Here is a 23,961-nt window from a genome sequence, read left to right on the forward strand (position 1 = left end):
TTTTGTCGTGGGCAGGGTTATTGACCCAAGCCCTTAAGACCGCTGCGTAAGGTGTCGAGGAAGCGGTCTGCTTCAGGTAGCCCAAATACCATGGGCGGCTTGATTTTCAGAATGTTGTTAAACGGCCCTTCGGTAGAGAGCAGTATGCGCTGGGCCTTAAAGTGTTCGATCAGGGTTTTGGTGTGCGCCGTAGCGGGGGCTTTACTGTCACGGTCGGTGACCAGCTCCACACCGATAAACAAGCCAAGGCCACGTACATCACCAATAAGCTCAAACTCATTGGCCATGTCGTTAAGCTTGGCTTGCATATAATCGCCGGTGCGCTTGGCATGGGCTTGCAGTTGCTGCTCTTCAATCACCTCCAGCACCGCCTGGCCGATGGCGCAGGACACCGGGTTGCCACCAAAGGTATTGAAGTATTCCATGCCGGTGACAAAGGCATCGGCCACCTCGCGGCTGGTAATCACGGCCGCCATAGGATGGCCATTGCCTATAGGTTTACCCAGGGTGACGATATCCGGCACCACTTGTTGGGTTTCAAAGCCCCACATGGCCTCGCCCACACGGCCAAAACCAATCTGTACTTCGTCAGCAATACAGATGCCACCGGCAGCGCGCACCTGTTCGTACACCGAAGCCAGATAGCCTTGTGGCATCACAATTTGCCCGGCCACACCTTGTACCGACTCACAAATATAAGCGCCGGGCTTTTTATCCTGCCAATTGAGATCCGCCAATACCCGCTGAATGTCAGCCGCATACTGCTGACCGGTATCAATACCGTAGCCGGCATAGGAGCCACGGTAAGGGTCGGGTAGCATCACTTTATGTACATGGGCAGGCGCGCCTTCACCACCAGGGCCATCGAATTTATAAGGGCTGGCATCAATACAGGCATTGGTATTGCCATGGTAAGCGCCGTCTACCACCAACAGTTCGCGGCTTTGGCTGGCACAGCGGGCCATACGAAAGGCCAGTTCATTGGCCTCGCTGCCAGAGTTAACCAAAAAACACACCGACAATTTATCGGGGAAATAGCCCAGCAGTTTTTCGCCGTAGCTAACCAGGTTGTCATGCAAATAACGGGTGTTGGTATTCAACTGGGCCATTTGCTGCTGCGCAGCGGCAACCACTTTAGGGTGGCAATGGCCCACATGGCAGACGTTATTCACCATATCCAAATAGTCGCGGCCCTGCTCATCAAACAAGTAAGCACCGCGGCCACGCACTATCTTGAGCGGCTCCTGGTAACTGAGGCTCAGGGTACGACTGAAATGGCTTTGGCGGCTGGCCAGCAATGACGCTTTGCTGCGCCCCCCTTGGGCAATACCCAGCAGCTCGGCAACCAGGTTAAAACCAATAACGGCCAAATCCAGTTGCTTAAACTGCTCCAGCGCCTGCCACACCGGGCGGGCCGAAATCAGCAGGTAGTCATTGTCCGGCGTCTGGCGAATGGCATGGGCAGAGTTACAGACGCTCACACACAAACGCAGACAAATCAGATAAGGCAGCGCCTTAAGCTCATCTTCACTCAGGGCGCGCTGGCTGTGATAGCCCTTGGCGATAGTGCCAATCACCGCGACAGGATCGCGCTGATCCAGCATGGCGTAAGTACAAGTAATGGCCAGCTCATTGACTAACTGGCTAAAACACATATCACCAAAATCAATTAACCCACTGATTTGGCTGGGGTTAGCCAGGTCATTCACTAACAGGTTGTAGTCGTTGGCATCGTTGTGAATGGGGCCGGCCGGCAGTTTGGATAAAAACGGCTTCACCTGAGTTTGGTATTGCAGCAAAAAGCCTTCCACTAGCTTGCGTCTGTCACCTTCCAGCGCCGCCAGTTTGTCGCGGCATACCTCCAGGCCAAAGGCCAGATCCCAGTCCAGGTAACGGTTTAGGCCGGGATGGCGAAAATCACTGAGGCCTTTATCTAAGCGCCCCATAAATTCACCAAGCTGCTGCCAAAGGGTGGGAAAGCCCTGGCCTTTAGGCAAGTCAGCATAAAACTGGCCGGGCAGATAGGTCAGCACCCGAATTGGAAAACGCTCACCGGTGCTGTCGGCTATCTCACCTAAGGTGCGGCCCTGCGTGTCAGTGAGTACCTGCGGTACAGGCAAACCGCCCTTGGCCAGATGATTCATGGCCTGATTTTGCAAGTCCAGATACACGGGCGCTTCGCCCTCTCCCGCCACTTTGACAATGTATTGCTGCCCCGCTTGGGTTTGCAGGCGCAGATTAAGATCGCAGTAACCAGGTAGCCGGGTCAGCTCACCCTCTAGCTGATAATGCGCTGCCACATACTGAGCAATATCCGCATCCAAAAGTCGCGCCGTCATAGTCTTTCCTATCAACGAAATCGAAAGAGGCGAGCCAACAGGCTCGCCGGTTTATTTGGTTCTGGCGAGCCTCGCCGGGTTATCGCCAGCGCTTAGGGGGATCAAGGTAAAGCCATACTGATAATCCTGTGCAGGGACACTGTATTTGTCATGCACCGGACGGCCCCAGGAGGTGTCGCCCCCCACGCCCATCTGTTTGTGATCCAGGTTTAAGGTAACCAGATCGCGCATCGGTACTTCCAGGCCGTGTGAACTGGTTACCGGCACCAGGCCCGATGCTGAAGCTTCGCTATCACCGGTATAGAAGTCGATATCCGACTGCAGATAAGGCCAGGCGCTGCCCGACATCAGCTGTTCGCCTACCGCCAGTAAACCCGCGCCTTGCTCATTGGTCAGAGCAATCCAGCGTAAGTCCTGCTTATTAGCATTTTCCTGCGGACGCACATAATGATGAATTTGGTCGCGCACCTGGGCCTGATACAAGCCTACCCGCGCCGAGCGGAAACGGTCGGCGTAGCTCTCGTGGGGGCCACGACCAAACCAGCTAACAAAACCGTATTCACCCGGGCTTTGCAGTTGCATACCGAACTTGGGTAATTTGGGCAACTCCTGCCCATCGGCCAGATCCAGCTTGCTGTTTACCGCCACCCGACCATCGGCAGTAACACGGTATTGCACCTGATAACTGCCTTTAAAATCCGGGCTGTGATAAAGCGCACTCACCAGCACCTCGGTTTTCACGGTTTTGCTGGTCAGGCTTTGCAGCTTGAGCCTGTCTTCGGCGTGTTGCCAGATAGCCGCCCAGCGAGGCATATCGTTACCCAGATCATTATCCGTGGGTGGACGCCAGAAATTCACTTTCAGCGGCGCCTTTAACAGCGCCTTGCCCTGCACCTGATACTGGCTCAACCAACCTGTTGTGGCATCAAAGGCCAGTTGTACCTGCTCGTTACCCACTTTTAGCAGCGTGCTGCCTTTGTTTATGCTCAGAGGCTGCGCTTTAACCACAGGTTGTGGCAGGTAAATAGTTTTTACCGGCAAAGCAAACTGCTCAAAGGCCACTTCGTGATTATCATCCAGCAGGCCCATGGGGCGGTTCAAACGGGCCGATAAGGTCAGGATATACTCCTGGCTGGCCGATTTGGGCAGTACAGGCAAGGCCAGCTTAACCTTGGCAGTGCTGCCAGCAGCCACCTGCGGCATGGGCTCACGGCCCTTGGCAATCAGCTCGCCATCGGCTTCAATCTGCCAGGCCAGGTCATAGCCTTGCAGCGACGCAAAGATAAACTTATTGCGCACTTCAAACAGGCCCTTGCTGATATCCAGCGCCTTGAACTTCACCGGCTCGTAGACCTTCTTCACTTCCAGCAAATGCGGATGCGGCTCACGGTCTGGATTGACCAGGCCGTTATTTAAGAAATTACCATCGGTGGGCAGCTCGGGGTGGAAGTCTTTGCCGTAGGCCCAGATTTTCTGGCCTTTGTCGTTGGTATACTCCAAAGCCTGGTCTACCCAATCCCAGATATAACCGCCCTGCAGCACATCGTACTTTTCAATCACATCCCAGTAATCCTGCAGATTACCTACCGAGTTACCCATAGCGTGGGCGTACTCGATCATAATGCCGGGGCGATCTTTGTGGGTTTTGGCGTATTCTTCCAACCGCTCAATGCTCGGGTACATAGGGGCAAAAATATCCGTGTAATGCTCGGTACCAGCCGGTTCATATTGTACCGGACGGCTACCGTCGTGTTCTTTCAGCCACTTATAGGTAGCTTCAAAAACCCGGCCCTCACCGGCTTCGTTCCCCAGTGACCAGACAATAATGGATGGGTGGTTCTTATCCCGCTCGAACATACGCTTGGTACGCTCAAGATGGGCAGGCAGCCAACTTAGCTCGTCGCCAATTTGGGTGTCTTTATTGATGGCCAGCGGGTGTGACTCGATATTGGCCTCATCAATCACGTACATGCCGTATTTGTCGGTGAGATCGTACCAATAGGGATCATTCGGATAATGGCTGGAGCGCACCGCATTAATATTGTGCTGCTTCATCAGCTTAATATCCCGCTGCATAGACTCGCGAGTGACCACATGGCCGCGGCGCGGATCGGTTTCGTGACGGTTAACACCACGAATATAAATGGCTTTGCCGTTAACCTTTAACTGGCCGCCCTCAATGGCAATATTACGAAAGCCGATATCGTCGCGTACGCTTTGCAGTACCTGGCCATCTGCATCTTTGATGGTCATCACCAGGGTGTACAGATTCGGCGTTTCGGCGCTCCACAGTCTGGGCTTTTTAACTGAAGCGGCAAACTGCACTGAGGCGGTTTTGCTCAGCGTTACAGACCGCTCGCCACTGGCGACCAGCTGCATCTCGCGGCTTGGGTCCAACAGTTGATATGCAACTGACACCGCCGCCGGGCCGGCGTAGTTACGCAGGTCCACGTCAAGGGCCAGTTTGCCTTCATCCAGGGCCTTATTCAGGGTTGGCCTGACATGGAAGTCATATAAATGCTGCTTGGGTGTGGCGTATAAATACACGTCACGCTCAATCCCGGAAACCCGCAGCATATCCTGGCTTTCCAGGTAGCTGGCATCGGTCCAGCGGCGGATTTGCATGGCAATCAGGTTCTTACCCGGCTTTAAATAAGGGGTTAAGTCAAACTCGGCCGGAGTTTTGGCGCCCTGGCTAAAGCCGATGTACTGGCCATTCAGCCAGATTTCCAGCGAAGAACGAGCACCGCCCACATGAATAAAGACCTGCTGCCCCTGCCAGTTCTGCGGCAGTTCAAAGCTGTTGCGATACGAACCTATAGGATTGTAGTCTTTAGGTACATCAGGCCATGTGGCATCAAAGGGATAACGTTCGTCCAGATAAATGGGATGACCAAAACCTTCCACTTCCCAGTTGCCTGGCACCCTGATTTGCTGCCACTGGCTGTCGTCAAAATCTGGCTGTTCAAAGCCTTGCGGGGCATCTTTGGGACTGCGTTGCCAGTTAAACTGCCACAGGCCATTTAAAGACAAGTAATTGGCACTTTGCTGATAATCATCAACCATGGCTGCCGCCACGCTGGAATAGGCAAAACCGCTGGCGCGCGGGTCTTGTTTATTGATGCCAAAAACCCGGTGATCTTCCCAGGGGGCGCGGGGTGTGGCCATGGCTGGTACACACAGGATACCGGCCAGCAACAGGCTGGAAACTTTCTTCATAACAACCTCTGACGATAAATTCGTGTTATTTATAATACAAATATTTAACCCGCTGACAAGAGGGGTGCAAGTTTATTAACATGGTTAACGCACCGGGCTTTGCCGGCTAAGATACCCTAACTTCCTCAAGGAATAAGGGCTGGCGTGCAGATTTCGCCCCGTGAAAGGTAAAATTGGTTGTAAATAAATACTATAAATAATACATTGAATGTTATCTTTTAGTTAACCGGGTAAGTTAAGCATGTCGTCATTGTCCTCACTCGATATTTCCCTGTTCGCCGCCTATGTGGTGATGCTGGTTACCGTGGCCTTTTGGGTATCACGGGAAAAAGCCGGCCATGAAAAAAACACCAAGGATTACTTCCTGGCCGGCAACAGCCTGCCCTGGTGGGCCATTGGCGCGTCGTTAATTGCTGCCAATATTTCTGCCGAACAAATTATCGGTATGTCGGGTTCGGGCTATGCTATTGGGCTGGCCATTGCTTCTTATGAATGGATGGCGGCGATTACCCTGATTATTGTCGGTAAATACTTTCTGCCAATCTTCCTTAAACACCGCATTTATACTATGCCGCAGTTTCTGGAACAGCGCTTCGGCCATGAGGTACGCCTGACTCTGGCGATTTTTTGGCTGGGCGTGTATGTGTTCGTCAACCTCACTTCCATCCTGTGGTTAGGGGCACTGGCGATTAATACCATCACAGGTGTGGATATGACGGTGGGACTGGTATTCCTGGCACTGCTATCCCTCACCTACTCCTTATATGGTGGCCTCAAAGCCGTGGCCTACACCGATATTATTCAGGTGGTGGTGCTGGTTGCCGGTGGTTTACTGCTCACCTACATTACCCTTGGTATGCTGGGTGAAGGTGGCATTATCAATGGCTTTACTACGCTGCTGGATAAGGCACCCGAAAAGTTCGATATGATCCTCGCCCCCGAGCATGAGCACTATATGAGCCTGCCCGGTTTGTCTGTGCTGGTTGGCGGCATGTGGATTATGAATCTGTCTTATTGGGGCTTTAACCAATACATCATCCAGCGCACTCTGGCGGCTAAAGATCTTAAAGAGGCGCAAAAAGGCATAGTTTTCGCTGCCTTCTTAAAGCTGCTGATGCCGATTATCGTGGTGCTGCCGGGTATTGTGGCCTTTGTGCTGCAGCCTGGGCTGGAACCGGCGGATAAAGCCTACCCTATGCTGCTGGGCTTAATGCCGGAAGGGGTAAAAGGCTTTGTATTTGCCGCGTTGGTGGCGGCGATAGTATCTTCGCTGGGCTCCATGGCAAACAGTATCTCAACCATCTTTACCATGGATATTTATACTCACTATCGCCCCAACCGCGGTGACAAGCACTATCTGCGTATTGGCCGTATTGTCAGTGTTTCGGCCATGCTACTGGCGGTGATTTGCGCCAAGCCGCTACTTGGCCAGTTGGATCAAGCTTTTCAGTATATCCAAGAGTTCACCGGCTTCTTTACCCCAGGTATTGTAGTGTTGTTCCTGCTGGGTATGTTCTGGAAACAAACCACCTCTAAAGGTGCCATGGCCGCCGCATTGGGGTCATTCGTGCTATCTCTGGCGCTCAAACTACTGGCGCCTGAACTGCCCTTTATTGACAGGGTGGGTGTGGTGTTTGTCAGTTGTTTAGTGCTGGCTATGCTGGTTTCCAAGCTGGATCGCAATGCCCAGGCCCGTGGCCAGAACCTGCTGGACGGTGTGCAATTTACCACATCAGGCTCCTACAACGTGGCCACCCTGGCCGTTACTGCCATTCTGGCAGCCCTGTACATTACCTGGTGGTAAACATGCAGCATTTAGCCATTCAGGCCGACCTTATTACCCGCCTGCCGGTGCAAAACCGGCTTGGCGAGGGGGTGCTGTATCATCAGGCCTCTGATTCGATTTACTGGACAGATATTAAAGGTAAAGCGCTGTACTGCTACGACCTGACAGAGCAGAGACTGACACAGTTTGCGCCGCCTTTTGCCATCAGCGCCTTTGGTTTTACCGATAAGCCAGGCTGCTTAATTGTCGCTTTCGTACACGCTATTGCCCTGTACTGGCCGAAGTCCGGTGAAACAGAGATACTGCACCAAGGGGAAAGCCATCTGCCCGGCAACCGCTTTAACGACGGCAAAGTGGGCCCAGACGGCAACTTTTGGATAGGCACTATGGTGGAAAACCAAGCCCTTAACCCACCGGGAGCCAGTGCCAGTTTGTATCGTTTTGACACTCAAGGGCAGCTAACCCCGGCCTTTGATGGTATTCGTATTTCCAACGGTTTGTGCTGGAGCCCGGATGCCAGGTTTATGTACCATGCCGACTCGCCCCTAGGGCAGATTCGCCGCTATGATTTTGCCAACATGCCAAGTAGCGGTGGGCTGTTAATCCAAACAGAAAGCGGTGCCAGCCCTGATGGGTCCTGCACCGACAGCCAAGGGCGGATTTGGAATGCCCAGTGGGGCGCAAGCCAGGTATGTTGCTATTCAGCGGATGGCCAGCTTTTGGGCAAATTGCCAGTGCCGGTCAGCCAACCGACTTGTGTGGCGCTCGGCGGCAAGCAAGGCGATTTGTTGTTTGTGACCAGCGCCTGGGATGAGCTGACCGATGCCGAGCGTCAGGCTCAGCCTTATGCCGGCGATCTGTTTATCTATCAGGTGCAGGCGCAAGCGTTAGCCGAACCACAATTTACAACGCCTGAGCGGATAGATGGCTAAGCCTCCCCACTAATTAGGTAGACAATTGTAGGAAAACCAAACAGATATCTGGCATCCCATACCAGACTCCTTTAACATACAAATAGTATAAAAATACGGTGGACACCATGCTTCAACCCGCCAGTCACAACAATCTTACTCACCAATTGGTGCATGAACTGGGCAAAGCCATAGTGCGCGAGCAATTTGCCGTGGGCGAAGGTCTACCTTCCGAAGCGGAAATCTGCAATCGCTATCAGATTAGCCGCACCGCTACCCGCGAAGCGGTTAAGATGCTGGCCGCCAAAGGCTTGTTGGTGTCTCGTCCGCGTAAAGGCATTACGGTACAAAGCCGCGACCATTGGAACCTGTTTGACCCGGATGTACTGGACTGGATCTTATCCAGCACGCCCAGCCTGCAAACCCTGCGCGACTTTTTACAATTGCGCCTGGCCATTGAGCCGGAAGCGGCGGCCCTGGCAGCCCGTAATGCCGAACAGGCCGATTTGGATGCCATTGCCGATGCTCTGCGCAGAATCAAAGCCGCCGAAGAAGGAATTGAAGATCCGCTGGTCGCCGATATTGACTTCCACTCGGCCATACTGCGTGCCAGCAAAAACCCCTTCTTTATGCAGCTGCGCAGCTTTATAGAAACGGCATTGAAGGTCAGTATCCGCTTTACCAACCAGTTTAAAGGGGTGGATAGCGCCAGCTACCTGGATCACCGTAAAATTTATGATGCCATTGCAGCCGGTGATGCTCAGCTTGCCCATCAGACTTCTCATGTGATGGAAGCAGAGGCCCTGCAATTAATCGAAGATCGCATCAAAGGCTGATAACCAAGCCCCTATACACCAAGGCGCAGTTAACTGGCTGTGCCTTAACCCCTCTCCCCTTGCCTCTTTGTGGTCTACCACTTTTTCAACCATTGCTATTTCGTCTCTCAAGGTGATTTTCCAACCTCAACAAAGCCAGAACTTTCTCTTTTAAAAACAAAATATTAGCCTGATGGAAGTCAGGCATTGGAATTTTCTTATACTGAAGAGAATTTGGTTTGATTTGACCAATGTATAATTATATTATAAATAATATATCAAGACGTCATCATAACATCATAAAAGGTGTCGTCATAAGATGTGCCAGGAGGTTCTGATGTTCGGACAATATAACGATCTCGCCAATGCCCGGGTGTTTATCACCGGTGGTGGCTCAGGTATAGGTGCCGCATTGGTCAGGGCCTTTGTTGCACAAGGCGCCCAAGTGGCCTTTGTGGACATACAAGCCGATGCCGCAGCAAGGCTAAATGCCGATTTACAGGCCGAGTTCTCCCGTCAGGCTTATTTTCAGCCCTGCGACATTCGCGACATAGCCGCACTGCAACGCTGTATAGAAAATGCCTGCGCCGAGATGGACGGAGTGGACGTGCTGATTAATAACGCCGCATCGGATAACCGCCATAGCCTGGCCAGCCTGACACCCGAGCAGTGGGACGACAGTTTAAACATTAACCTGCGTCCGCATCTGTTTGCCGCCCAGGCCGTGGCCGCGCTGATGGCCAGTCAGGGGCGCGGTAGTATTATCAATATTGGCTCCAACTCAGCCCTGTTGGGTCTGACCGGCTACCCTGCCTATGTAGCGGCTAAATCCGCCATTTTGGGGCTGAGCAAAGCCCTGGCCCGTGAACTGGGGCCCAATGGCATCAGAGTAAATAGCCTGATCCCCGGCTGGGTGATGACCGAGCGCCAGAAACAGCTTTGGGCCACCCCCGATGCAGTGGCACAGTGCCTGGACCAACAAGCCTTAAAAGCCTGTATTGAAGAGCAGGATATTGCCGAAGCGGCACTGTTTCTGGCTTCCCAGGCCTCCCGCATGCTGACCGGCCAGGCCCTGGTCGTCGACGGCGGACGAGTATAAGTATGCTAGCCATTGATTGGGGCTCCAGCAGCTTTCGCGCCTGGCATCTGAATGCGCAGGGCGAGGTATTGGCAACCCTCAGTACAGATCAGGGCATTTTAGGTTTTCAGGGCCAGGGCTTTGCAGCCTATCTGCAAAACCACTGCGGCCCCTGGCTGGCCCAATCCAAGCAGGTATTGATGACCGGTATGGTGGGCAGTCGTAACGGTTGGCAGGAAGTACCTTATCTGTCCTGTCCGGCTGGCACGCAAGATATCGCCCATGCGCTGGCCAAGCTTGACACTGAACTGCACCCAAATGTGCAACTGGTACCCGGCCTGCAATACGCCGGACACAACGGCCTGATGGATGTAATGCGCGGCGAAGAAACCCAGATTATTGGCGCCTTGCAACTCACCAATATGACTGACGCGCTGTTGTGCCTACCCGGTACTCACAGTAAATGGGCTAAAGCCGAGAATGGCGATATCGGCGCGTTTTCCACCTTTTTTACTGGCGAGCTGTTTGCTTTGCTGACTAAGCACAGTTCGCTAGCCGGGGTATGCAATACCCAGTTTTTTGATGAGCCGGCCTTTTTACTTGGTCTGGAGCAAGCCGCAGATGTACGTGGGCTATCCCATTTGCTGTTCAGCCCAAGGGCGGCGGTAGTTACCGGCCAGATGCGCCCCGAACAGGCCGGCAGCTATTTGTCCGGGCTGGTTATTGGCGCCGAAATCCAGGGCGCCCGCCAGGCGCTGGCCGAGCCCGGCCTGATAAGCACAGAAAACCCGCTGTTACTGGTTGGCTCTGAGGTACTCACCCACCGTTATCAACAAGCACTGGGGTTTTACCAATTACCCTGCCGGAGTGTTTCCGGCGAGCAGGCGGTATTAGCCGGCCTGTACCGCCTGGCCACAGGCCAGTCATTCAATGTTTCAGAGGTAGCACATGTCTGAGTCTTCTTACCTGCCGCTGGTTGCCATCCTAAGAGGGATTCAACCGCACGAGTGCCTGAGCCTGGGGCGTATTCTGGTGGATGCCGGTTATCAGATGATCGAAGTTCCGATGAATTCGCCCACACCGTTGGCGTCCATCGAGTTACTGGCCAAAGAGTTTGGCCAGGATGTGCTGATTGGTGCAGGTACAGTGACTAGCGTGGAACAGGTTAAGCAGATTACCGCAGTAGGTGGCAAGCTGATGGTGGCCCCCAATACCAATGCCGACGTAATTCGCGCTGCCAAACAGGTGGGCATGTACTGCATGCCAGGCTGTATCACGCCCACTGAAGCATTAATTGCCCTGGACGCCGGTGCCGACGCGCTGAAGTTTTTCCCGGCCGAACTCACGCCGCCCGCGGTGATTAAAGCCATCAACACTATTCTGCCAGCCGGTACTTTAGTTTGTGCCGTTGGCGGCGTTACCAGCCACAATATGGCCGATTATATGGCGGCAGGCTGCCGGGGCTTTGGTTTGGGCGGCTCGCTCTATCAGCCCGGCATCAGCGTTGAGGCCTTTAAGCACAATGCCGAAACCTTGATAAAGCGTTTTATTTCCCTTAGTCAGCCCCAGGAGAATCAGGCATGAAAAAGGACATTTCACTGCGTAGCCGAGCGTGGTTTAACGACGATTCCAACCCGGATATGACTGCCCTGTACCTGGAAAAGTATCTGAACTACGGCCTGACCATTGAAGAACTGCAAGGCGGTAAACCTATTATTGGTATTGCCCAGACCGGCTCAGATTTAGTGCCCTGCAACCGCGCTCATATTGAGCTGGCAGAGCGTTTAAAAGCCGGTATCCGCGATGCAGGCGGTATTCCCATTGAATTTCCTGTGCATCCCATCCAGGAAACCGGCCGTCGCCCCACTGCGGCGCTGGATCGCAATCTGCAATGTCTGTCGCTGATTGAAGTACTGCATGGCTACCCTATTGATGCTGTGGTGCTGACCACCGGCTGTGACAAAACCACTCCGGCCCTGCTGATGGGTGCTGCCAGCGTCAATATTCCGGCCATCGCTTACTCGGTTGGGCCTATGCTCAATGGCCGCTATAAAGGCCAGTGTGTGGGCTCCGGCACTATTATCTGGGATGCCAGAAAACGCCTGGCCAAAGGCGATATCGACTACAACGAATTTATCGCTGAAGTGGCCAGTTCGGCGCCCTCCACCGGCCACTGCAATACCATGGGCACAGCGCTGACCATGAACTGCCTGGCCGAAGCCCTGGGGATGATGCTGCCTGGTTGTGCCTCTATTCCGGCGCCCTACCGCGAGCGGTCGCAAATGGCCTACCATACCGGCAAGCGTATTGTGGATATGGTCTGGGAAGATCTGACACCAGAGAAAATCCTCACTCGCGAGGCCTTTGAAAACGCCATCCGGGTGTGCTCGGCATTGGGTGGTTCCACCAACGCACCGATTCATATCAACGCCATTGCTGCCCATGCGGGCGTGGATGTTAAAATTCAGGACTGGCAGTCTGTGGGCCAGCATATTCCGCAGCTGGTCAACTGCCAGCCGGTGGGTAAATACTTAAGTGAAGACTTCCATAACGCCGGCGGCCTGCCCGCGGTGATCGGCCAGCTACTGCAAGCCGGGCTATTAAATGCCCAGGCCCTGACGGTTACCGGCAAGAGCATTGGTGAGAACTGCCAAGGCGCGCCACTGTATAACAGCGACGTAATCTATGAAGTTGAGCGCCCTTTAAAGGCCCAGGCGGGCCTGATGGTGCTATCTGGTAACCTGTTTGACTCCGCCATTATGAAAGTCTCGGCCATCGACCCGGACTTCCGTCTGCGCTATCTGTCGAACCCGGCTAACCCCAATTGTTTTACCGCCCGCGCCATCGTATTTAACGGCCCGGAGGAATATCACAGCCAGATTGATAATCCAGAACTGGATATCGATGAAAACTGCATTCTGGTAATGCGTTATACCGGGCCCAAGGGCTATCCCGGCTCGGCAGAAGTCGTCAATATGCAGCCGCCCAAGGCCTTGCTGGCCCGCGGCATCAGCTCGCTACCAACTATGGGTGATGGCCGCCAAAGCGGAACATCAGGCTCTCCGTCTATTCTGAATGCCTCACCGGAAGCGGCCGATGGTGGCGGGTTGGCCCTGCTAAAAACCGGCGATCTGGTACAGGTAGACTTAAACCAGGGCCGGGTCAATGTGCAAATAAGTGCAGAGGAATTGGCCGAGCGTCGCGCCGCCCTCGACCTGCAAAGCCAATACCCGGCCAATCAAACCTGGTGGCAGGAAATCTACCGGGCCAAGGTCTCGAATCTCGACGAAGGCGCGGTATTTGTGGATATGCTCAAATACAGCAAGCTGCGGGACAAGTTACCGCGCCACTCGCATTAATTGAGAGCGCTATGCGCTAAGCTAGCGTGCTGTTCACCGCCGGTGAACAGCATGGCTTGCGTACAAGCCAGTCCCTTTTAGATGGCAAGGAAACCAGTCGATTCGAATCATCTATACGGCGTGACCAAAAGCCAGCTAAGTTTTCCTTTAACGGCTCTGGCCCAATACCTTAAAAGGGTGAGCGCCTAACGTCGTTTATAAGCTTGTTTATTCTTTTAAGCGTCTTTTTGTCCTGGGTTTGCCAATACAGATAATCGCGCCAGGATTCGTCGGTCCATGACAGTAAACGACTACTCATCAATCAAGTCTCTGCGAGCTACCTTACCTGCTTTAAATTGTTCAATTGAGCGATTCAAATGCTCAGCATTTGCCGGTGAACGCAGTAAGTGCACCGTTTCCATCAGACTGTTGTAGTAGTCTAGCGACATCACAACAGCATCTTCCGAATCACGGCGAGTAATCACAGCAACATCGGCGTCATTAACCACAGAATCCAATACCGCTTTGAGGCTACTTCTTGCTTCGGTAAAAGACACAATTCTCATAGTTTCCCCACATGTACAATTTACTGCATACCTATAGCCTTAACCTCTAACATGTACAATAAGATGAACATGTCACCTTTAACCGCTAGCGCGATATTAAACGGCGATCAAATCGTTACTCTGCCTCGAGCTATATCCGCGTTACTTGATTTGCTGGTTAACTGCGCTGTTGACTTAAAGCCCCCTAGTACCATAATTAGGTATATATTGGTACTTGGAGGAAGCAAATGGCAAAAAATACCAGCATTACCCTTGGCGACCATTTTGATGGCTTTATTGCTAGCCAAATACAAAGTGGTCGTTACGGCTCAGCCAGCGAAGTAATACGTTCTGCACTGCGTCTGCTCGAAACACAGGAAACCAAATTAAATACGCTGCGGCAATCACTTATAGCCGGTGAGGAAAGCGGCGTAGCTGATTATGAGCTTGACGATTTGATATCGGAACTGGATGGCGAACTAAACGAGTGAAACCATTTAACTTAACCGTTTTCGCAAAAGCTGATTTAAAGGATATAGCGGTATTTACGCAACGAAAATGGGGGTCTGAGCAACGAAATATTTACCTAAAGCAATTTGATGACGCATTCCGGATGCTGTCGAAAAACCCTGAGATTGGAAAAGGCTGTGATGAGATAAGAGCAGGCTACAGAAAGTTTCCTCAAGGTAGCCATGTGATTTTTTACAAGCAGACAAACAGCCAGGAAATCCTAGTCATAAGAATTTTGCACAAAAGTATGGATGTCAATCCTGTTCGCTTTAGCGTGTAACGCCGCGCTAAATCACAGACAGTTTAGGGCATTTCAAGCACGATAGCGGAAACACAGCGATCGTGCACAAAGTTGGTCGTCGCCAGCAGATTGTTATGGCGACTACTCTTCTATCACGTAGATGGCTTTTCCTTTGGCTACCTTACCCTTGTTGCTATCTGTAATAAAAGTTCCGTAGCCATTGCCTGTCGGGACATAGACCGTACTTGAAGGGCCATTTTCAGAACCAACCAAGGCGATCAAAACCCCATTAGCACCTAATTTTGCTGCTTCCATCTTTAATCTGCGAATTGCTTCATCTACTAATGCTTGATCGTCTTGAAAATCATGCGCTGCCGTAGATTCAACTAACGCAATTTCCTCAAACTGTTTTGGAGGGCTGCTATAGATCTTGACCTGACTTATGTCGATAGCTGGACGTGATTTACCAACGAGAACATGGGAGCTGTCTGCGATAATACAACCAGACAGGAGCAGAACGAAAAGAAGTGCAGTGTATTTCATTGCTTATTTCCTACTTGCCATAACTAAAGATATAAACTCCCCAATTTCTCGGAGACATGCCACGATCAGAAAAGCCATCGCCGCAACCAGCAGCACAAGCTTGTTGGCCCTTGAGAGTGTTCAATTCTCTGTGGCCCTATTGGCTCAAACCTCCATTGATGCCCCTAGGGATCTTTTGTCATCTCAGTCTGGCTTTATTCGCGCTTTTATCTGCTCGGCAATGCCAGGTATTAGTACCTTCGATGTGCCATCAGTCTGAAGTTCTGCCTGAAAGTCCACCTTGCATTTATCGTTAATGGAGCAACGCACAAACTCTGGTGCCAGATTCTCAACCAATACACCAGGGCAATGGTAAAGTGATTCCAGCTGAGTCCGGAAGATGATTTCTGTTTCATTGGGCGTAACTTGCTGAATAGAAAGTATCTCGACATCGGTATAGAACATAGGCTTTCCCGTGCAGGCTGCCAGTAAAGAAAAACTTAAAAGCAGTGCTATAGCTTTAATCATTGCCCCACCTCAATACGACTGACGGTAAGCGCCTCTTCGCACCTCTTACGCGATGACATCAAGTCCTTTCTTTTCTGCGATAGATAACATTTTTAAGGCTGCACCTCTTGGAGCGCTATCACCCTGCTCCCACTTCTTAACTAACTTATCACTAACATTAAAATACTGAGCAAAAACCGGCTGAGATAGGTTGTATTTTAATCTCAGGTTTCTCACTTGTGCTGGTGTAAATTCATGAACACTCGTCAAACATAGTGCGTCAAACTTACGCATCGTAGTTTTATCAATGACCTCTGATTTCTGCAAACCTTTAGCAGTTTTATGGACTGATTTTAAAATGTCACTCATGATCATCCCCTACTATCAATAACTCACCATCTTTAACAAGCTTATCAAGTTCAGCTGGGGTAAAACCCAGAAATTCCTTAGCTAACTCTTTAAGGGCTAATCTTTCCTTAGCATTGATATTAGCCTTCGCTTTTTTTGCAAACGCATAAAGAAAAAAGTACCTGCTTCCAATAGTCGCACCTATGATTGTTCTGTAACCCGCGCTTTTCCCCCTACTCCCTGTCGCAATCCGTTTTTTGTAAACATTTCCGCCCAAATCCGCATCGTATAAGCCGTCTGCCATCTCTTTACAAGCATCAATAAGAGCATCATCAGACAGGCTTTCCTTTTTGGTCAAAGACATAAACTCTTTCGTCTTATAGATCAAAGTATACTCCTGCAGGGTATATTTTCAATACCTGGATGAATTGCCGCCAATCCATGATCATGCCGGGAAAGGCGGATCTACTGCGCACTATTGCTGTCTACACTGGCTTCTCTAACAGCCATCCTGCTGGGGATGGTGGTGTTGGTATCAAACAAGTACCGGCGGTTTCAGGCCAACACTTCAACCAAACCGACTCTGTCATTGCATTCACTGGGATTAAGGGCCGTCGCCACCAAAATGGTTTTCACTCATGCACAATGGCACCGGGCAATGGAATGGCTTTATGACAATGCAGATGCAGCTTGGCATGGAGCTGCTTGATGTTCGATTTGTGGGGATCCCTCAGGATCTGACCCCTTTTATCGTTAAATGCCGCTACGCCTAATCTCAAGGATTTTTTCAGGAACACTCAACTCTTTAATTAAATAATTAACCCATGAAGTTGTATATAAATACCCTTCGAATCCCTCAACAAAACCACAATATTCACCTTTGAAATTTCTTTGCTCAGCTTGAGGACGAGAATCAAAGTATTTCCAACACTTTGTATGTAAAGGCATGTTAAAACTCAGAATCTTCTTTGAAACAAGCTCGACTACTCTTGACGGTCTTAATTTATAGGGACTCTCAACTCCTTTAATAAAGGCAACACCTTGCTCGTAATTCACTCTTTCTTCATCGGTCAATTTATTTACGTTTATAAACTCTATTGCTATATCCGAGGATTTTGCGTGATTACCAAGCTTTGGAACCAGAAAAGCTCTGACTCTGTACTTTTGACTTTCTACAACTTCATCATTTAAATCATTCCTGTAGGTTTCCATATATTGGCGAACAACTTTATAATTATCTTTTTGTAATTGTTTTAAAGAATCTATCTGTGCTTGCTCAGAAATACGAGTTAATTGCATTGCAATAGCAAGACTTGCTGTCAATGCATGTGAGTCTCCAAATTCTTCTACAAGAAGATTTTCAAAATTACTCAACGCAGATTGACATTCCCCACAAACAGCCAAATCAACAGCAGGTAAACTCCGGTGCTCAATTTTATTTCTTAATCCGATTAAAAATTTAATATTTGCTTTTTCTGGTGAATTTACACCTGACCAGTACTCATCTACACACTCACAAAGCTCCCATGCTTTCTTATCTCCATCAATAAGCACATCATTTCCATGCTTATCCTTGTAGAAATAATCAATGCTTCTTTTCTCAAAGACAGCGTGCATTAGGGCAGTGTATGCGATGACGATATTTACTATAAAACCGTACGTTTTAAATTCGGTGTAAGGATTGTTGTATGTTGCTACAGCAAGTAAAGCAAACTCCTTTGCTTTGTGAAGTAAAATTCCTTTCGAAGATAGATCTGTTGTCTGTTGTAGTTTTTGGCTATGTACAGCTCTAAACTCTTCTTTACTGAGGAATAAAATACCCGATGTAGAATATTGTTCACCATCCTTCTCAACGTATTGATGCCAGCGTTTAGAGGGATAAGTTTTGCATGTGTCAACCTTCCAGCCTGTAGCATTTGCTAGTTGTTGAATAGTGAACCCTTCTCCTTGCTTTTCTTTGCTAGCCAAGAAATCATATGCTAAATCAACTTGTTCATATCTACTCACGCATAATTCCTTTTTTGCATTTTAACGCTTCAAGCAGCGGCCTCGCTTGCTAAGTCCTGCTGGATTGACTTGTTACATTTCTTTGTGAACCATGAATCCATCATAGAAATAATTTCTATGACTTCTACCTCATCGATAGAATCATGACCATCATTAATTACAAGCTCGTCATGTAAAAATGCATGGAAGTCATTAAAGTCACCCCATATTACATTCCCACTAGACGCCCTTTCTATCTCACTAGGAACAAACCAATTTCTAACAACCTTTATGACTTTTATTGGGTCATCATCATGACTTTTAATATCCGAACCAGAAAGATCAGAAAGTGCCTTTTGATAACGATACCTTTCCTTTTCAAGAATAAGTATTTTCTTTCTTGACCAAACATCACCTTTAAGTTTTTGACAACCATAATCAATCCCTAATTCGAAGGGCATATTCATACGATAATGCTCCTCCGAACCTGACGAAATAATTCTGGATAGGTCATGAATACCGAACTTAGACTCAAGTATTAGGTTAAGGATCTTATCGATCCTCGTTTCGCCAGAATCATTACGTTCTAAGGACAAACGAGGAGTAAATCCTAAAGTTTTAACTGTGAAAACGACCGAAAGTAGCAATTGTCGATAATCATCATCAAATGGACAGTTCACAAAGACATTAGAATCAAAATCATCCATAACTATTTCTTGTCCTTCGGTGGATGAGGATCATTTCCATAACTGTCCTTCTCCTTGATTCGACCATCACGGCCATGGACATAGAATTCGGCATTTTGATTTTTTGCTACTTTTCTACCGTAATCGATAGCCTCTTGCTGAGTGTCAAAGTGCTTAGTTGCTTTAGAGCTACCACCTTTCTTTACCGCCCAGCCGCCGTCACTACTTCGTACTACGTGTTGAGAATTCTTACTCATTATCAACCTCCATGAAATGTAACAATATTATTAGCCAGAAGAGTTCTGTGTTTAAACACGGAACTCTTCCGTACTTTTACATAACCATTTTGTAGCATGCTTCTAACCCTTTGCCTAGCAAGCGCTTTTTAGTCTGCTCCAAAATAGTTCCGGGGAAAGGCGAAACTGTTCCGTACCATTGCTGTTATACGGCATCGTCTCTGAAATCCTTGCATCTGCGATTAATAAAAGCAGGCTGTTTATTGGTGGATTAGCCTCATTCTAAATCGACAGATGATGCCCTTAAGCGGCCCAAGCCGCTTTGGTCCCGCTTAAAAATTCCCGGTCGGTTCAGGGAGCAGTGAAAAGGGGGATAAGTCGTCTGGAACGACTTAAGCAGAAGACGCGTCGGGAACGTCGTTTCTGCGACCGCCTTTTCACTGTTTCCTGGGCTGACGTAGTTGGGAATCCAGCGGCGCGTTTTCTTTGCGTCTCGTTTCTTTGAGGCGTATCAAAGAAATGGGACTGGCGCATCAGGGATGATGTGTCATATACGGCAGGAAGCCAGGAGTAATTGCTTGTATGGCTTGATGCCAAAACAAGCAACCATTATCACTGCGCCTCGGGCAGCAAATACTCCACTATCACCACATCCAGCCACTCCCCATTTAGCTGGCCGTGGCGCTCATAAACCCCCACTTCCCGAAAACCGAGTTTGCGACATAAGGCGCGGCTGGCCTGATTAAAGGTGAAAATGCGCGATAGCACTTTGTAAAAGCCCCAAGCGTTAGCTGCTACCAATAGCTCAGCTAACAGCTTAGTGCCTATGCCCTGGCCTTTGGCGTCATCGGCCAGGTAAATAGAAAACTCGGCAATGCCTTTATAGCAGTCCCGCGGCCGGTATTCAGACAAGCGAGCAAAACCCAGTACCTGGCCATATTGCTCGGCCACCAACACCGGATATAAGGTGTCCGTCTTTAGCCAGTTGGCGATATCGCGATTGCTTCTGGGCTCGGTTTCAAAGGTACCCAGGCCCGAGGCAATGCCCTGATTGTAAATAGCGCAGATGGACGGAATATCATCCCGCCCGGCGTAACGAATCTGTACGTCCTGTGGCATAAGCTTATCCAAACCAATGGCGGGTGCGGTTGGCAAACCAGACCAGCGATAACATTACCGGCACTTCGACCAGCACCCCCACCACAGTGGCCAGTGCCGCGCCGGAATGCAGACCAAATAAGGAAATGGCCACCGCCACCGCCAGTTCAAAAAAGTTGGAGGTGCCAATCATACAGGCAGGAGCGGCAAGATTGTGCGGCAGCTTCATCTGTTTAGCCGCAAAATAGGCAATAGCAAAGATGCCGTAGGTCTGGATCAGCAGCGGTATGGCAATCATGCCAATCACCAATGGCTTGTCCAAAATGGTTTCGGCCTGAAAACCAAACAGCAGCACCACAGTCGCCAGCAACCCAATAATGGACCAGGGTTTAAGTTTGGCCACAAAAGCATTTAAGCGGCTGTGATCATCGGCCTTGTCCAGTTTTTTGCGGGTGATCACCCCGGCAATCAGCGGCAGTACCACATACAACAGCACAGACAGCAACAGGGTTTGCCAGGGCACCTGAATATCGCTGATGCCCAGCAAAAACGCCGTGATAGGGGCAAAAGCGAAAATCATAATAATGTCGTTGATAGACACTTGTACTAGTGTGTAGTTGGGGTCGCCCTTGGTTAGCTGGCTCCAGACAAACACCATGGCAGTACAGGGTGCCACGCCCAGCAAAATCATCCCGGCAATATATTCACCGGCGGTTTGCGGGTCCACCCAGTCGGCAAACAGGCCTTTAAAGAACAGCCAGCCCAGCAGCGCCATGGTAAACGGCTTAATCAGCCAGTTCACCACTAAGGTTAGTGCCAGCCCCTTGGGCTTTTTACCCACATCTTTGATGGCGGCAAAATCAATCTGGATCATCATCGGGTAGATCATCAGCCAGATCAGCACCGCCACCACCAGATTGACATGGGCATATTCCAGTGCCGCCACCTGGGCAAACAACCCAGGCGCCGCATTGCCCAGCAGCACCCCGGCGGCAATACACAGTGCCACCCACAAAGACAGATAACGCTCAAATAATCCCATTGTCCGCTCCCTTATAATGAACGCTGATTAACGCGCTGCATCAGTTGTTCAGCACTTTCCACCCGCTCGGAATAGCGGTCCACCAAATAGGCACTGTTATCCCGGGTCAGCAGGGTAAACTTCATCAGCTCTTCCATCACATCCACAATACGGTTGTAGTAGCTGGAAGGCTTCATTCTGTTGTTGTCGTCAAACTCTAAAAAGGCCTTGGCCACCGACGACTGATTAGGAATGGTCAGCATACGCATCCAGCGCCCTAATACCCGCAGTTGATTGACCACGTTAAAGGACTGCGAGCCGCCTTCCACCTGCATTACTGCCAGGGTTTTGCCCTGGGTGGGCCTTACCGCACCCATCGACAGCGGGATCCAATCAATCTGCGCCTTCATAATACCGGTCATGGCACCATGGCGCTCGGGTGAACACCAGACCTGCCCTTCTGACCAGATCACCAATTCGCGCAGCTCCTGCACTTTAGGATGGCTATCGTCGGCATCATCCGGCAACGGCAAACCGCTGGGGTCAAAAATTCGCACCTCGCCGCCCATACGGGTCAGCAGGCGTGCACACTCTTCAATCACCAAACGGCTGAACGCACGGGTTCTAAGCGAGCCGTACAGCAATAAAAAGCGCGGCTTATGGCTGGATAAGGGGGCTTGTAATTGCTGTGCATCCGGCACCTGAAACTGGCTTTCATCCAGATTAGGCAGTGACATATCCTGTAGGCTCATTGACTGGCTCCCAGTTGTTGCAGGGCCGTGGCCCAGGTGGATTTATCCTGGCCAGCCAGGTCTTTTAGCGCCAATACCCGCGCTTTAATCAGGGCTATGCAGTGCCTGAAAGCCTCACTAACTTGCTCATCACTGCCGCTGAGTTTGGACGGGTCTTCCAACCCCCAATGCAGTTTCAAGCTTTTGCCAAACCACAGCGGGCAGCTTTCACCAGCCGCCGAGTCACACACCGTAATCACCAGATCCGGGACAAAATCCTCAAATTCATCCCATGACTGGCTTTGCAAGCCATCGGTGGCAATACCGGCTTCGGCCAGGTATTTAAGTGACAGGGGGTGTACCTGCCCGGCCGGCTGACTGCCGGCACTTCTGGCTTCAATCAGGCCATCTGCCAGATGATTGGTTATGGCTTCAGATAAAATACTACGACAGCGGTTATGGGTGCAGATATACAGAATCTTCATATTAGGACTCACAGGATGAACAGGCCGTCAGCTGTTGCTGGCAGCCGGCTAAAAATTCGCTGTTATGGCGGGCGGCGGTGGCAATAATCTCTTGTGCCCAGGCTGGCAATTCGGGATGCAGGCGGTAATACACCCATTTGCCGCGGCGCTCATCACTAAGCAGATTGCATTTACGCAGATCCGCCAGATGCCGCGAAACCTTAGGCTGACTTAGCTGCAATGCCGATTGCAGATCGCAAACGCACAGCTCCTTATGCAGGCTTATCAGCAGCAGGGATTTAAGCCGGGTATCCTCGGCCAGGCATTTAAAAAACGTCAGGGGTGATAGCATAAGCCCTCCTTTCACATGCGAAAAATCATATATATGAAATTTCAGATGTCAATAGAGTTTATGCTAACTAAGTTGCCTTTAGTTTTGCCCTTGTAAGCGCAGGCGATGGATATCTTGCTGCGGCGGTAAACCGAACTGACGCCGGTATTCGCGACTAAACTGCGAGGGGCTGTCATAGCCCACCAAGGCGCTGGTGTAGCTGGCGTCAAACTCTTTGCTTAACATCAGATCCCTGGCCTCCTGCAAGCGCAGTAGTTTCAGATATTGCAGCGGGCTGGTGCCGGTAATGGCGCGAAAATGGGCGCGAAAGGTGGACGCGCTCATATGCGCCCGCTGCGCCAGTTCATCCATCCCCAGCGGACGGGTAAAGTTTTGCTTTAGCCAGGCAATCACTTTGGCAATCTGTTCATTGTGCGAGCCTGCGGCCACTAAATAGCGAAGATGTGGGCCGTGTGGCCCGGTTAATAAACGGATCAGAATTTCCTGTTTAATCAGTGGCAGCAAAGGGGCACGCAGCGTAGGCGTTGCCAGCAATTGTACTAAGCGATACAGCGCATCCTGCAAGCCGTTGTCAGCAGCTTCAATAGAGAGCGGCTGATACTGCCAATCCCTGCCAGGACGGGGCAAGTCCAACTGCGCATTCACCGCCATAATTTCGCTGCTGTCCAGTTGCAGTAGCACCGCCAGAAAAGGCTGTTGACGGCTGGCGCGGCTGATATGGGCCACCACAGGTAAGTCCAGCGAGGTCAGCATGGTATGACCGGGATGATAGTGCGACACCTGCTCATTGAGAAAAAGGGTCTTTTCGCCCTGTACCACCAGGCTCAAACTTAAACTATAAATACAGGCCAGCGGCTCGGTAGGGCTATTGCGCCGATGCAGGGTTAAGCCAGGTATGGAGGTTGGGTGATCGCCGCTGGTTTGGGCAAGACCATCAACCAATTTCGCCAACTTAGCCAGCCCCTCACTTGCATATTCCACTGACATACTTTCTCTCTCCAACAGCCTTTAAACACCAAAAACCCTTAACCATACTGACATAAACGGTCAGAGCTTATAGGTATGCAGTGTAGTTGATGTTTAAGCTAAGCAACATCCTGCCTTTGTGCAATTCGTCAAATCAGGCAATACCATCGTCATTTTGGGCAACCCAATATTGGTAAGTTTGACCATACTATACTCGTCAACCCAACGACCTCCATACAGGTCATGCAACGAGGAAAAACTG

At 50.5% G+C, this 23,961-nt stretch carries 26 protein-coding genes and 1 pseudogene; 10 read left to right on the forward strand and 17 right to left on the reverse strand.

Features of this window, described 5'->3' with window-relative positions; all coding sequences use genetic code 11:
- Positions 1-17 precede the first annotated feature (17 nt).
- Both IEX02_RS07405 and lacZ read right to left on the reverse strand, forming a co-directional pair.
- Positions 18-2,339, reverse strand: a complete 2,322-nt coding sequence (locus tag IEX02_RS07405; protein WP_188692557.1) for an aminotransferase class III-fold pyridoxal phosphate-dependent enzyme — start codon at positions 2,337-2,339, stop codon at positions 18-20.
- Between the two features lie 51 nt (positions 2,340-2,390).
- A complete protein-coding gene (gene lacZ, locus IEX02_RS07410) occupies positions 2,391-5,558 on the reverse strand; it encodes a beta-galactosidase, LacZ type (RefSeq protein ID WP_229702138.1) in 3,168 nt (1,055 codons plus the stop codon).
- A gap of 241 nt (positions 5,559-5,799) precedes the next feature.
- On the opposite strand from lacZ, the gene IEX02_RS07415 reads away from it, so the two are divergent.
- The 7 genes from IEX02_RS07415 (at position 5,800) to IEX02_RS07445 (ending at position 13,507) form a co-directional block, all read left to right on the forward strand.
- Entirely contained in the window at positions 5,800-7,362 is a 1,563-nt protein-coding gene (locus IEX02_RS07415) for a sodium/sugar symporter (protein WP_188692560.1), read from the forward strand.
- 2 nt (positions 7,363-7,364) lie between these two features.
- A complete protein-coding gene (locus tag IEX02_RS07420; RefSeq protein WP_188692563.1) occupies positions 7,365-8,276 on the forward strand; it encodes an SMP-30/gluconolactonase/LRE family protein in 912 nt (303 codons plus the stop codon).
- Positions 8,277-8,383: 107 nt separating this feature from the next.
- Positions 8,384-9,091 carry a FadR/GntR family transcriptional regulator gene (locus IEX02_RS07425; protein ID WP_188692566.1) on the forward strand — a complete coding sequence of 236 codons (708 nt, stop codon included), beginning with the start codon at positions 8,384-8,386 and terminating at the stop codon, positions 9,089-9,091.
- 316 nt (positions 9,092-9,407) lie between these two features.
- The gene (locus IEX02_RS07430; RefSeq protein ID WP_188692569.1) at positions 9,408-10,169 is read left to right on the forward strand and encodes an SDR family NAD(P)-dependent oxidoreductase; all 762 of its coding nucleotides are present in this window, start codon (positions 9,408-9,410) and stop codon (positions 10,167-10,169) included.
- 2 nt (positions 10,170-10,171) lie between these two features.
- Positions 10,172-11,104 (forward strand): 2-dehydro-3-deoxygalactonokinase, encoded by a 933-nt coding sequence (locus IEX02_RS07435; RefSeq protein WP_188692570.1) that lies wholly within the window; start codon positions 10,172-10,174, stop codon positions 11,102-11,104.
- The gene (locus IEX02_RS07440; protein ID WP_188692573.1) at positions 11,097-11,732 is read left to right on the forward strand and encodes a 2-dehydro-3-deoxy-6-phosphogalactonate aldolase; all 636 of its coding nucleotides are present in this window, start codon (positions 11,097-11,099) and stop codon (positions 11,730-11,732) included. The genes IEX02_RS07435 and IEX02_RS07440 overlap by 8 nt, the downstream gene beginning before the upstream one ends.
- Entirely contained in the window at positions 11,729-13,507 is a 1,779-nt protein-coding gene (locus IEX02_RS07445; RefSeq protein ID WP_188692575.1) for an IlvD/Edd family dehydratase, read from the forward strand. The genes IEX02_RS07440 and IEX02_RS07445 overlap by 4 nt, the downstream gene beginning before the upstream one ends.
- A gap of 16 nt (positions 13,508-13,523) precedes the next feature.
- On the opposite strand, the pseudogene IEX02_RS07450 reads toward IEX02_RS07445, so the two are convergent.
- Both IEX02_RS07450 and IEX02_RS07455 read right to left on the reverse strand, forming a co-directional pair.
- Positions 13,524-13,805, reverse strand: a pseudogene (locus tag IEX02_RS07450) (Txe/YoeB family addiction module toxin).
- The gene (locus tag IEX02_RS07455; protein ID WP_188692577.1) at positions 13,798-14,052 is read right to left on the reverse strand and encodes a type II toxin-antitoxin system Phd/YefM family antitoxin; all 255 of its coding nucleotides are present in this window, start codon (positions 14,050-14,052) and stop codon (positions 13,798-13,800) included. Before IEX02_RS07455 ends, IEX02_RS07450 begins: the two are co-directional and overlap by 8 nt.
- A 227-nt stretch (positions 14,053-14,279) precedes the next feature.
- Between IEX02_RS07455 and IEX02_RS07460 the strand changes: the two genes are divergently transcribed.
- Both IEX02_RS07460 and IEX02_RS07465 read left to right on the forward strand, forming a co-directional pair.
- Positions 14,280-14,522, forward strand: coding sequence for a type II toxin-antitoxin system ParD family antitoxin (locus tag IEX02_RS07460; protein ID WP_188692580.1), 243 nt, complete (start codon positions 14,280-14,282; stop codon positions 14,520-14,522).
- On the forward strand, positions 14,519-14,821 hold the full coding sequence (locus tag IEX02_RS07465; protein ID WP_188692583.1) for a type II toxin-antitoxin system RelE/ParE family toxin: 303 nt from the start codon (positions 14,519-14,521) through the stop codon (positions 14,819-14,821). The genes IEX02_RS07460 and IEX02_RS07465 overlap by 4 nt, the downstream gene beginning before the upstream one ends.
- Before the next feature lie 102 nt (positions 14,822-14,923).
- On the opposite strand, the gene IEX02_RS07470 is transcribed toward IEX02_RS07465, so the two are convergent.
- From IEX02_RS07470 to IEX02_RS07485, 4 genes are all read right to left on the reverse strand, one after another.
- Positions 14,924-15,325 (reverse strand): DUF4156 domain-containing protein, encoded by a 402-nt coding sequence (locus IEX02_RS07470; protein WP_188692585.1) that lies wholly within the window; start codon positions 15,323-15,325, stop codon positions 14,924-14,926.
- Between the two features lie 183 nt (positions 15,326-15,508).
- On the reverse strand, positions 15,509-15,832 hold the full coding sequence (locus IEX02_RS07475; RefSeq protein ID WP_188692587.1) for a hypothetical protein: 324 nt from the start codon (positions 15,830-15,832) through the stop codon (positions 15,509-15,511).
- A gap of 45 nt (positions 15,833-15,877) precedes the next feature.
- Positions 15,878-16,180 (reverse strand): helix-turn-helix domain-containing protein, encoded by a 303-nt coding sequence (locus tag IEX02_RS07480; protein WP_188692590.1) that lies wholly within the window; start codon positions 16,178-16,180, stop codon positions 15,878-15,880.
- Entirely contained in the window at positions 16,173-16,547 is a 375-nt protein-coding gene (locus IEX02_RS07485) for a type II toxin-antitoxin system RelE/ParE family toxin (RefSeq protein ID WP_229702139.1), read from the reverse strand. The genes IEX02_RS07480 and IEX02_RS07485 overlap by 8 nt, the downstream gene beginning before the upstream one ends.
- Before the next feature lie 250 nt (positions 16,548-16,797).
- On the opposite strand from IEX02_RS07485, the gene IEX02_RS20470 reads away from it, so the two are divergent.
- Positions 16,798-16,932 carry a hypothetical protein gene (locus IEX02_RS20470; protein WP_268237401.1) on the forward strand — a complete coding sequence of 45 codons (135 nt, stop codon included), beginning with the start codon at positions 16,798-16,800 and terminating at the stop codon, positions 16,930-16,932.
- Here IEX02_RS20470 and IEX02_RS07490 read toward each other — a convergent pair.
- From IEX02_RS07490 to IEX02_RS07530, 9 genes are all read right to left on the reverse strand, one after another.
- Positions 16,913-18,166 carry a DUF3644 domain-containing protein gene (locus IEX02_RS07490; RefSeq protein WP_188692593.1) on the reverse strand — a complete coding sequence of 418 codons (1,254 nt, stop codon included), beginning with the start codon at positions 18,164-18,166 and terminating at the stop codon, positions 16,913-16,915. The genes IEX02_RS20470 and IEX02_RS07490 overlap by 20 nt on opposite strands.
- A gap of 29 nt (positions 18,167-18,195) precedes the next feature.
- Complete coding sequence (locus tag IEX02_RS07495; RefSeq protein ID WP_188692595.1) at positions 18,196-18,852, reverse strand: hypothetical protein; 657 nt, start codon at positions 18,850-18,852, stop codon at positions 18,196-18,198.
- Positions 18,853-18,854: 2 nt separating this feature from the next.
- Complete coding sequence (locus tag IEX02_RS07500; RefSeq protein WP_188692599.1) at positions 18,855-19,088, reverse strand: DUF2188 domain-containing protein; 234 nt, start codon at positions 19,086-19,088, stop codon at positions 18,855-18,857.
- Positions 19,089-19,679: 591 nt separating this feature from the next.
- Positions 19,680-20,186 carry an arsinothricin resistance N-acetyltransferase ArsN1 family A gene (locus tag IEX02_RS07505; protein WP_188692601.1) on the reverse strand — a complete coding sequence of 169 codons (507 nt, stop codon included), beginning with the start codon at positions 20,184-20,186 and terminating at the stop codon, positions 19,680-19,682.
- A gap of 4 nt (positions 20,187-20,190) precedes the next feature.
- Positions 20,191-21,207 carry an ACR3 family arsenite efflux transporter gene (gene arsB / locus IEX02_RS07510; RefSeq protein ID WP_188692604.1) on the reverse strand — a complete coding sequence of 339 codons (1,017 nt, stop codon included), beginning with the start codon at positions 21,205-21,207 and terminating at the stop codon, positions 20,191-20,193.
- Positions 21,208-21,218: 11 nt separating this feature from the next.
- A complete protein-coding gene (gene arsH / locus IEX02_RS07515; RefSeq protein WP_188692618.1) occupies positions 21,219-21,938 on the reverse strand; it encodes an arsenical resistance protein ArsH in 720 nt (239 codons plus the stop codon).
- Positions 21,935-22,402 (reverse strand): arsenate reductase ArsC, encoded by a 468-nt coding sequence (locus tag IEX02_RS07520; RefSeq protein WP_188692621.1) that lies wholly within the window; start codon positions 22,400-22,402, stop codon positions 21,935-21,937. The genes arsH and IEX02_RS07520 overlap by 4 nt, the downstream gene beginning before the upstream one ends.
- A gap of 1 nt (position 22,403) precedes the next feature.
- Positions 22,404-22,733 carry a metalloregulator ArsR/SmtB family transcription factor gene (locus tag IEX02_RS07525; protein ID WP_188692624.1) on the reverse strand — a complete coding sequence of 110 codons (330 nt, stop codon included), beginning with the start codon at positions 22,731-22,733 and terminating at the stop codon, positions 22,404-22,406.
- Positions 22,734-22,811: 78 nt separating this feature from the next.
- Positions 22,812-23,720 carry an AraC family transcriptional regulator gene (locus IEX02_RS07530; RefSeq protein WP_188692626.1) on the reverse strand — a complete coding sequence of 303 codons (909 nt, stop codon included), beginning with the start codon at positions 23,718-23,720 and terminating at the stop codon, positions 22,812-22,814.
- Positions 23,721-23,961 lie beyond the last annotated feature (241 nt).

This window comes from Bowmanella pacifica, from assembly GCF_014645355.1.
GTDB lineage: Bacteria > Pseudomonadota > Gammaproteobacteria > Enterobacterales > Alteromonadaceae > Bowmanella > Bowmanella pacifica.

Bases quoted from the DNA above. Each gene is read 5' to 3' on its own strand.
- IEX02_RS07405 (WP_188692557.1), bottom strand. From the start codon at position 2,339: ATGACGGCGCGACTTTTGGATGCGGATATTGCTCAGTATGTGGCAGCG.
- lacZ (WP_229702138.1), bottom strand. From the start codon at position 5,558: ATGAAGAAAGTTTCCAGCCTGTTGCTGGCCGGTATCCTGTGTGTACCA.
- IEX02_RS07415 (WP_188692560.1), top strand. From the start codon at position 5,800: ATGTCGTCATTGTCCTCACTCGATATTTCCCTGTTCGCCGCCTATGTG.
- IEX02_RS07420 (WP_188692563.1), top strand. From the start codon at position 7,365: ATGCAGCATTTAGCCATTCAGGCCGACCTTATTACCCGCCTGCCGGTG.
- IEX02_RS07425 (WP_188692566.1), top strand. From the start codon at position 8,384: ATGCTTCAACCCGCCAGTCACAACAATCTTACTCACCAATTGGTGCAT.
- IEX02_RS07430 (WP_188692569.1), top strand. From the start codon at position 9,408: ATGTTCGGACAATATAACGATCTCGCCAATGCCCGGGTGTTTATCACC.
- IEX02_RS07435 (WP_188692570.1), top strand. From the start codon at position 10,172: ATGCTAGCCATTGATTGGGGCTCCAGCAGCTTTCGCGCCTGGCATCTG.
- IEX02_RS07440 (WP_188692573.1), top strand. From the start codon at position 11,097: ATGTCTGAGTCTTCTTACCTGCCGCTGGTTGCCATCCTAAGAGGGATT.
- IEX02_RS07445 (WP_188692575.1), top strand. From the start codon at position 11,729: ATGAAAAAGGACATTTCACTGCGTAGCCGAGCGTGGTTTAACGACGAT.
- IEX02_RS07455 (WP_188692577.1), bottom strand. From the start codon at position 14,052: ATGAGAATTGTGTCTTTTACCGAAGCAAGAAGTAGCCTCAAAGCGGTA.
- IEX02_RS07460 (WP_188692580.1), top strand. From the start codon at position 14,280: ATGGCAAAAAATACCAGCATTACCCTTGGCGACCATTTTGATGGCTTT.
- IEX02_RS07470 (WP_188692585.1), bottom strand. From the start codon at position 15,325: ATGAAATACACTGCACTTCTTTTCGTTCTGCTCCTGTCTGGTTGTATT.
- IEX02_RS07475 (WP_188692587.1), bottom strand. From the start codon at position 15,832: ATGATTAAAGCTATAGCACTGCTTTTAAGTTTTTCTTTACTGGCAGCC.
- IEX02_RS07480 (WP_188692590.1), bottom strand. From the start codon at position 16,180: ATGAGTGACATTTTAAAATCAGTCCATAAAACTGCTAAAGGTTTGCAG.
- IEX02_RS20470 (WP_268237401.1), top strand. From the start codon at position 16,798: ATGCACAATGGCACCGGGCAATGGAATGGCTTTATGACAATGCAGATG.
- IEX02_RS07495 (WP_188692595.1), bottom strand. From the start codon at position 18,852: ATGGATGATTTTGATTCTAATGTCTTTGTGAACTGTCCATTTGATGAT.
- IEX02_RS07500 (WP_188692599.1), bottom strand. From the start codon at position 19,088: ATGAGTAAGAATTCTCAACACGTAGTACGAAGTAGTGACGGCGGCTGG.
- IEX02_RS07505 (WP_188692601.1), bottom strand. From the start codon at position 20,186: ATGCCACAGGACGTACAGATTCGTTACGCCGGGCGGGATGATATTCCG.
- arsB (WP_188692604.1), bottom strand. From the start codon at position 21,207: ATGGGATTATTTGAGCGTTATCTGTCTTTGTGGGTGGCACTGTGTATT.
- arsH (WP_188692618.1), bottom strand. From the start codon at position 21,938: ATGAGCCTACAGGATATGTCACTGCCTAATCTGGATGAAAGCCAGTTT.
- IEX02_RS07520 (WP_188692621.1), bottom strand. From the start codon at position 22,402: ATGAAGATTCTGTATATCTGCACCCATAACCGCTGTCGTAGTATTTTA.
- IEX02_RS07525 (WP_188692624.1), bottom strand. From the start codon at position 22,733: ATGCTATCACCCCTGACGTTTTTTAAATGCCTGGCCGAGGATACCCGG.
- IEX02_RS07530 (WP_188692626.1), bottom strand. From the start codon at position 23,720: ATGTCAGTGGAATATGCAAGTGAGGGGCTGGCTAAGTTGGCGAAATTG.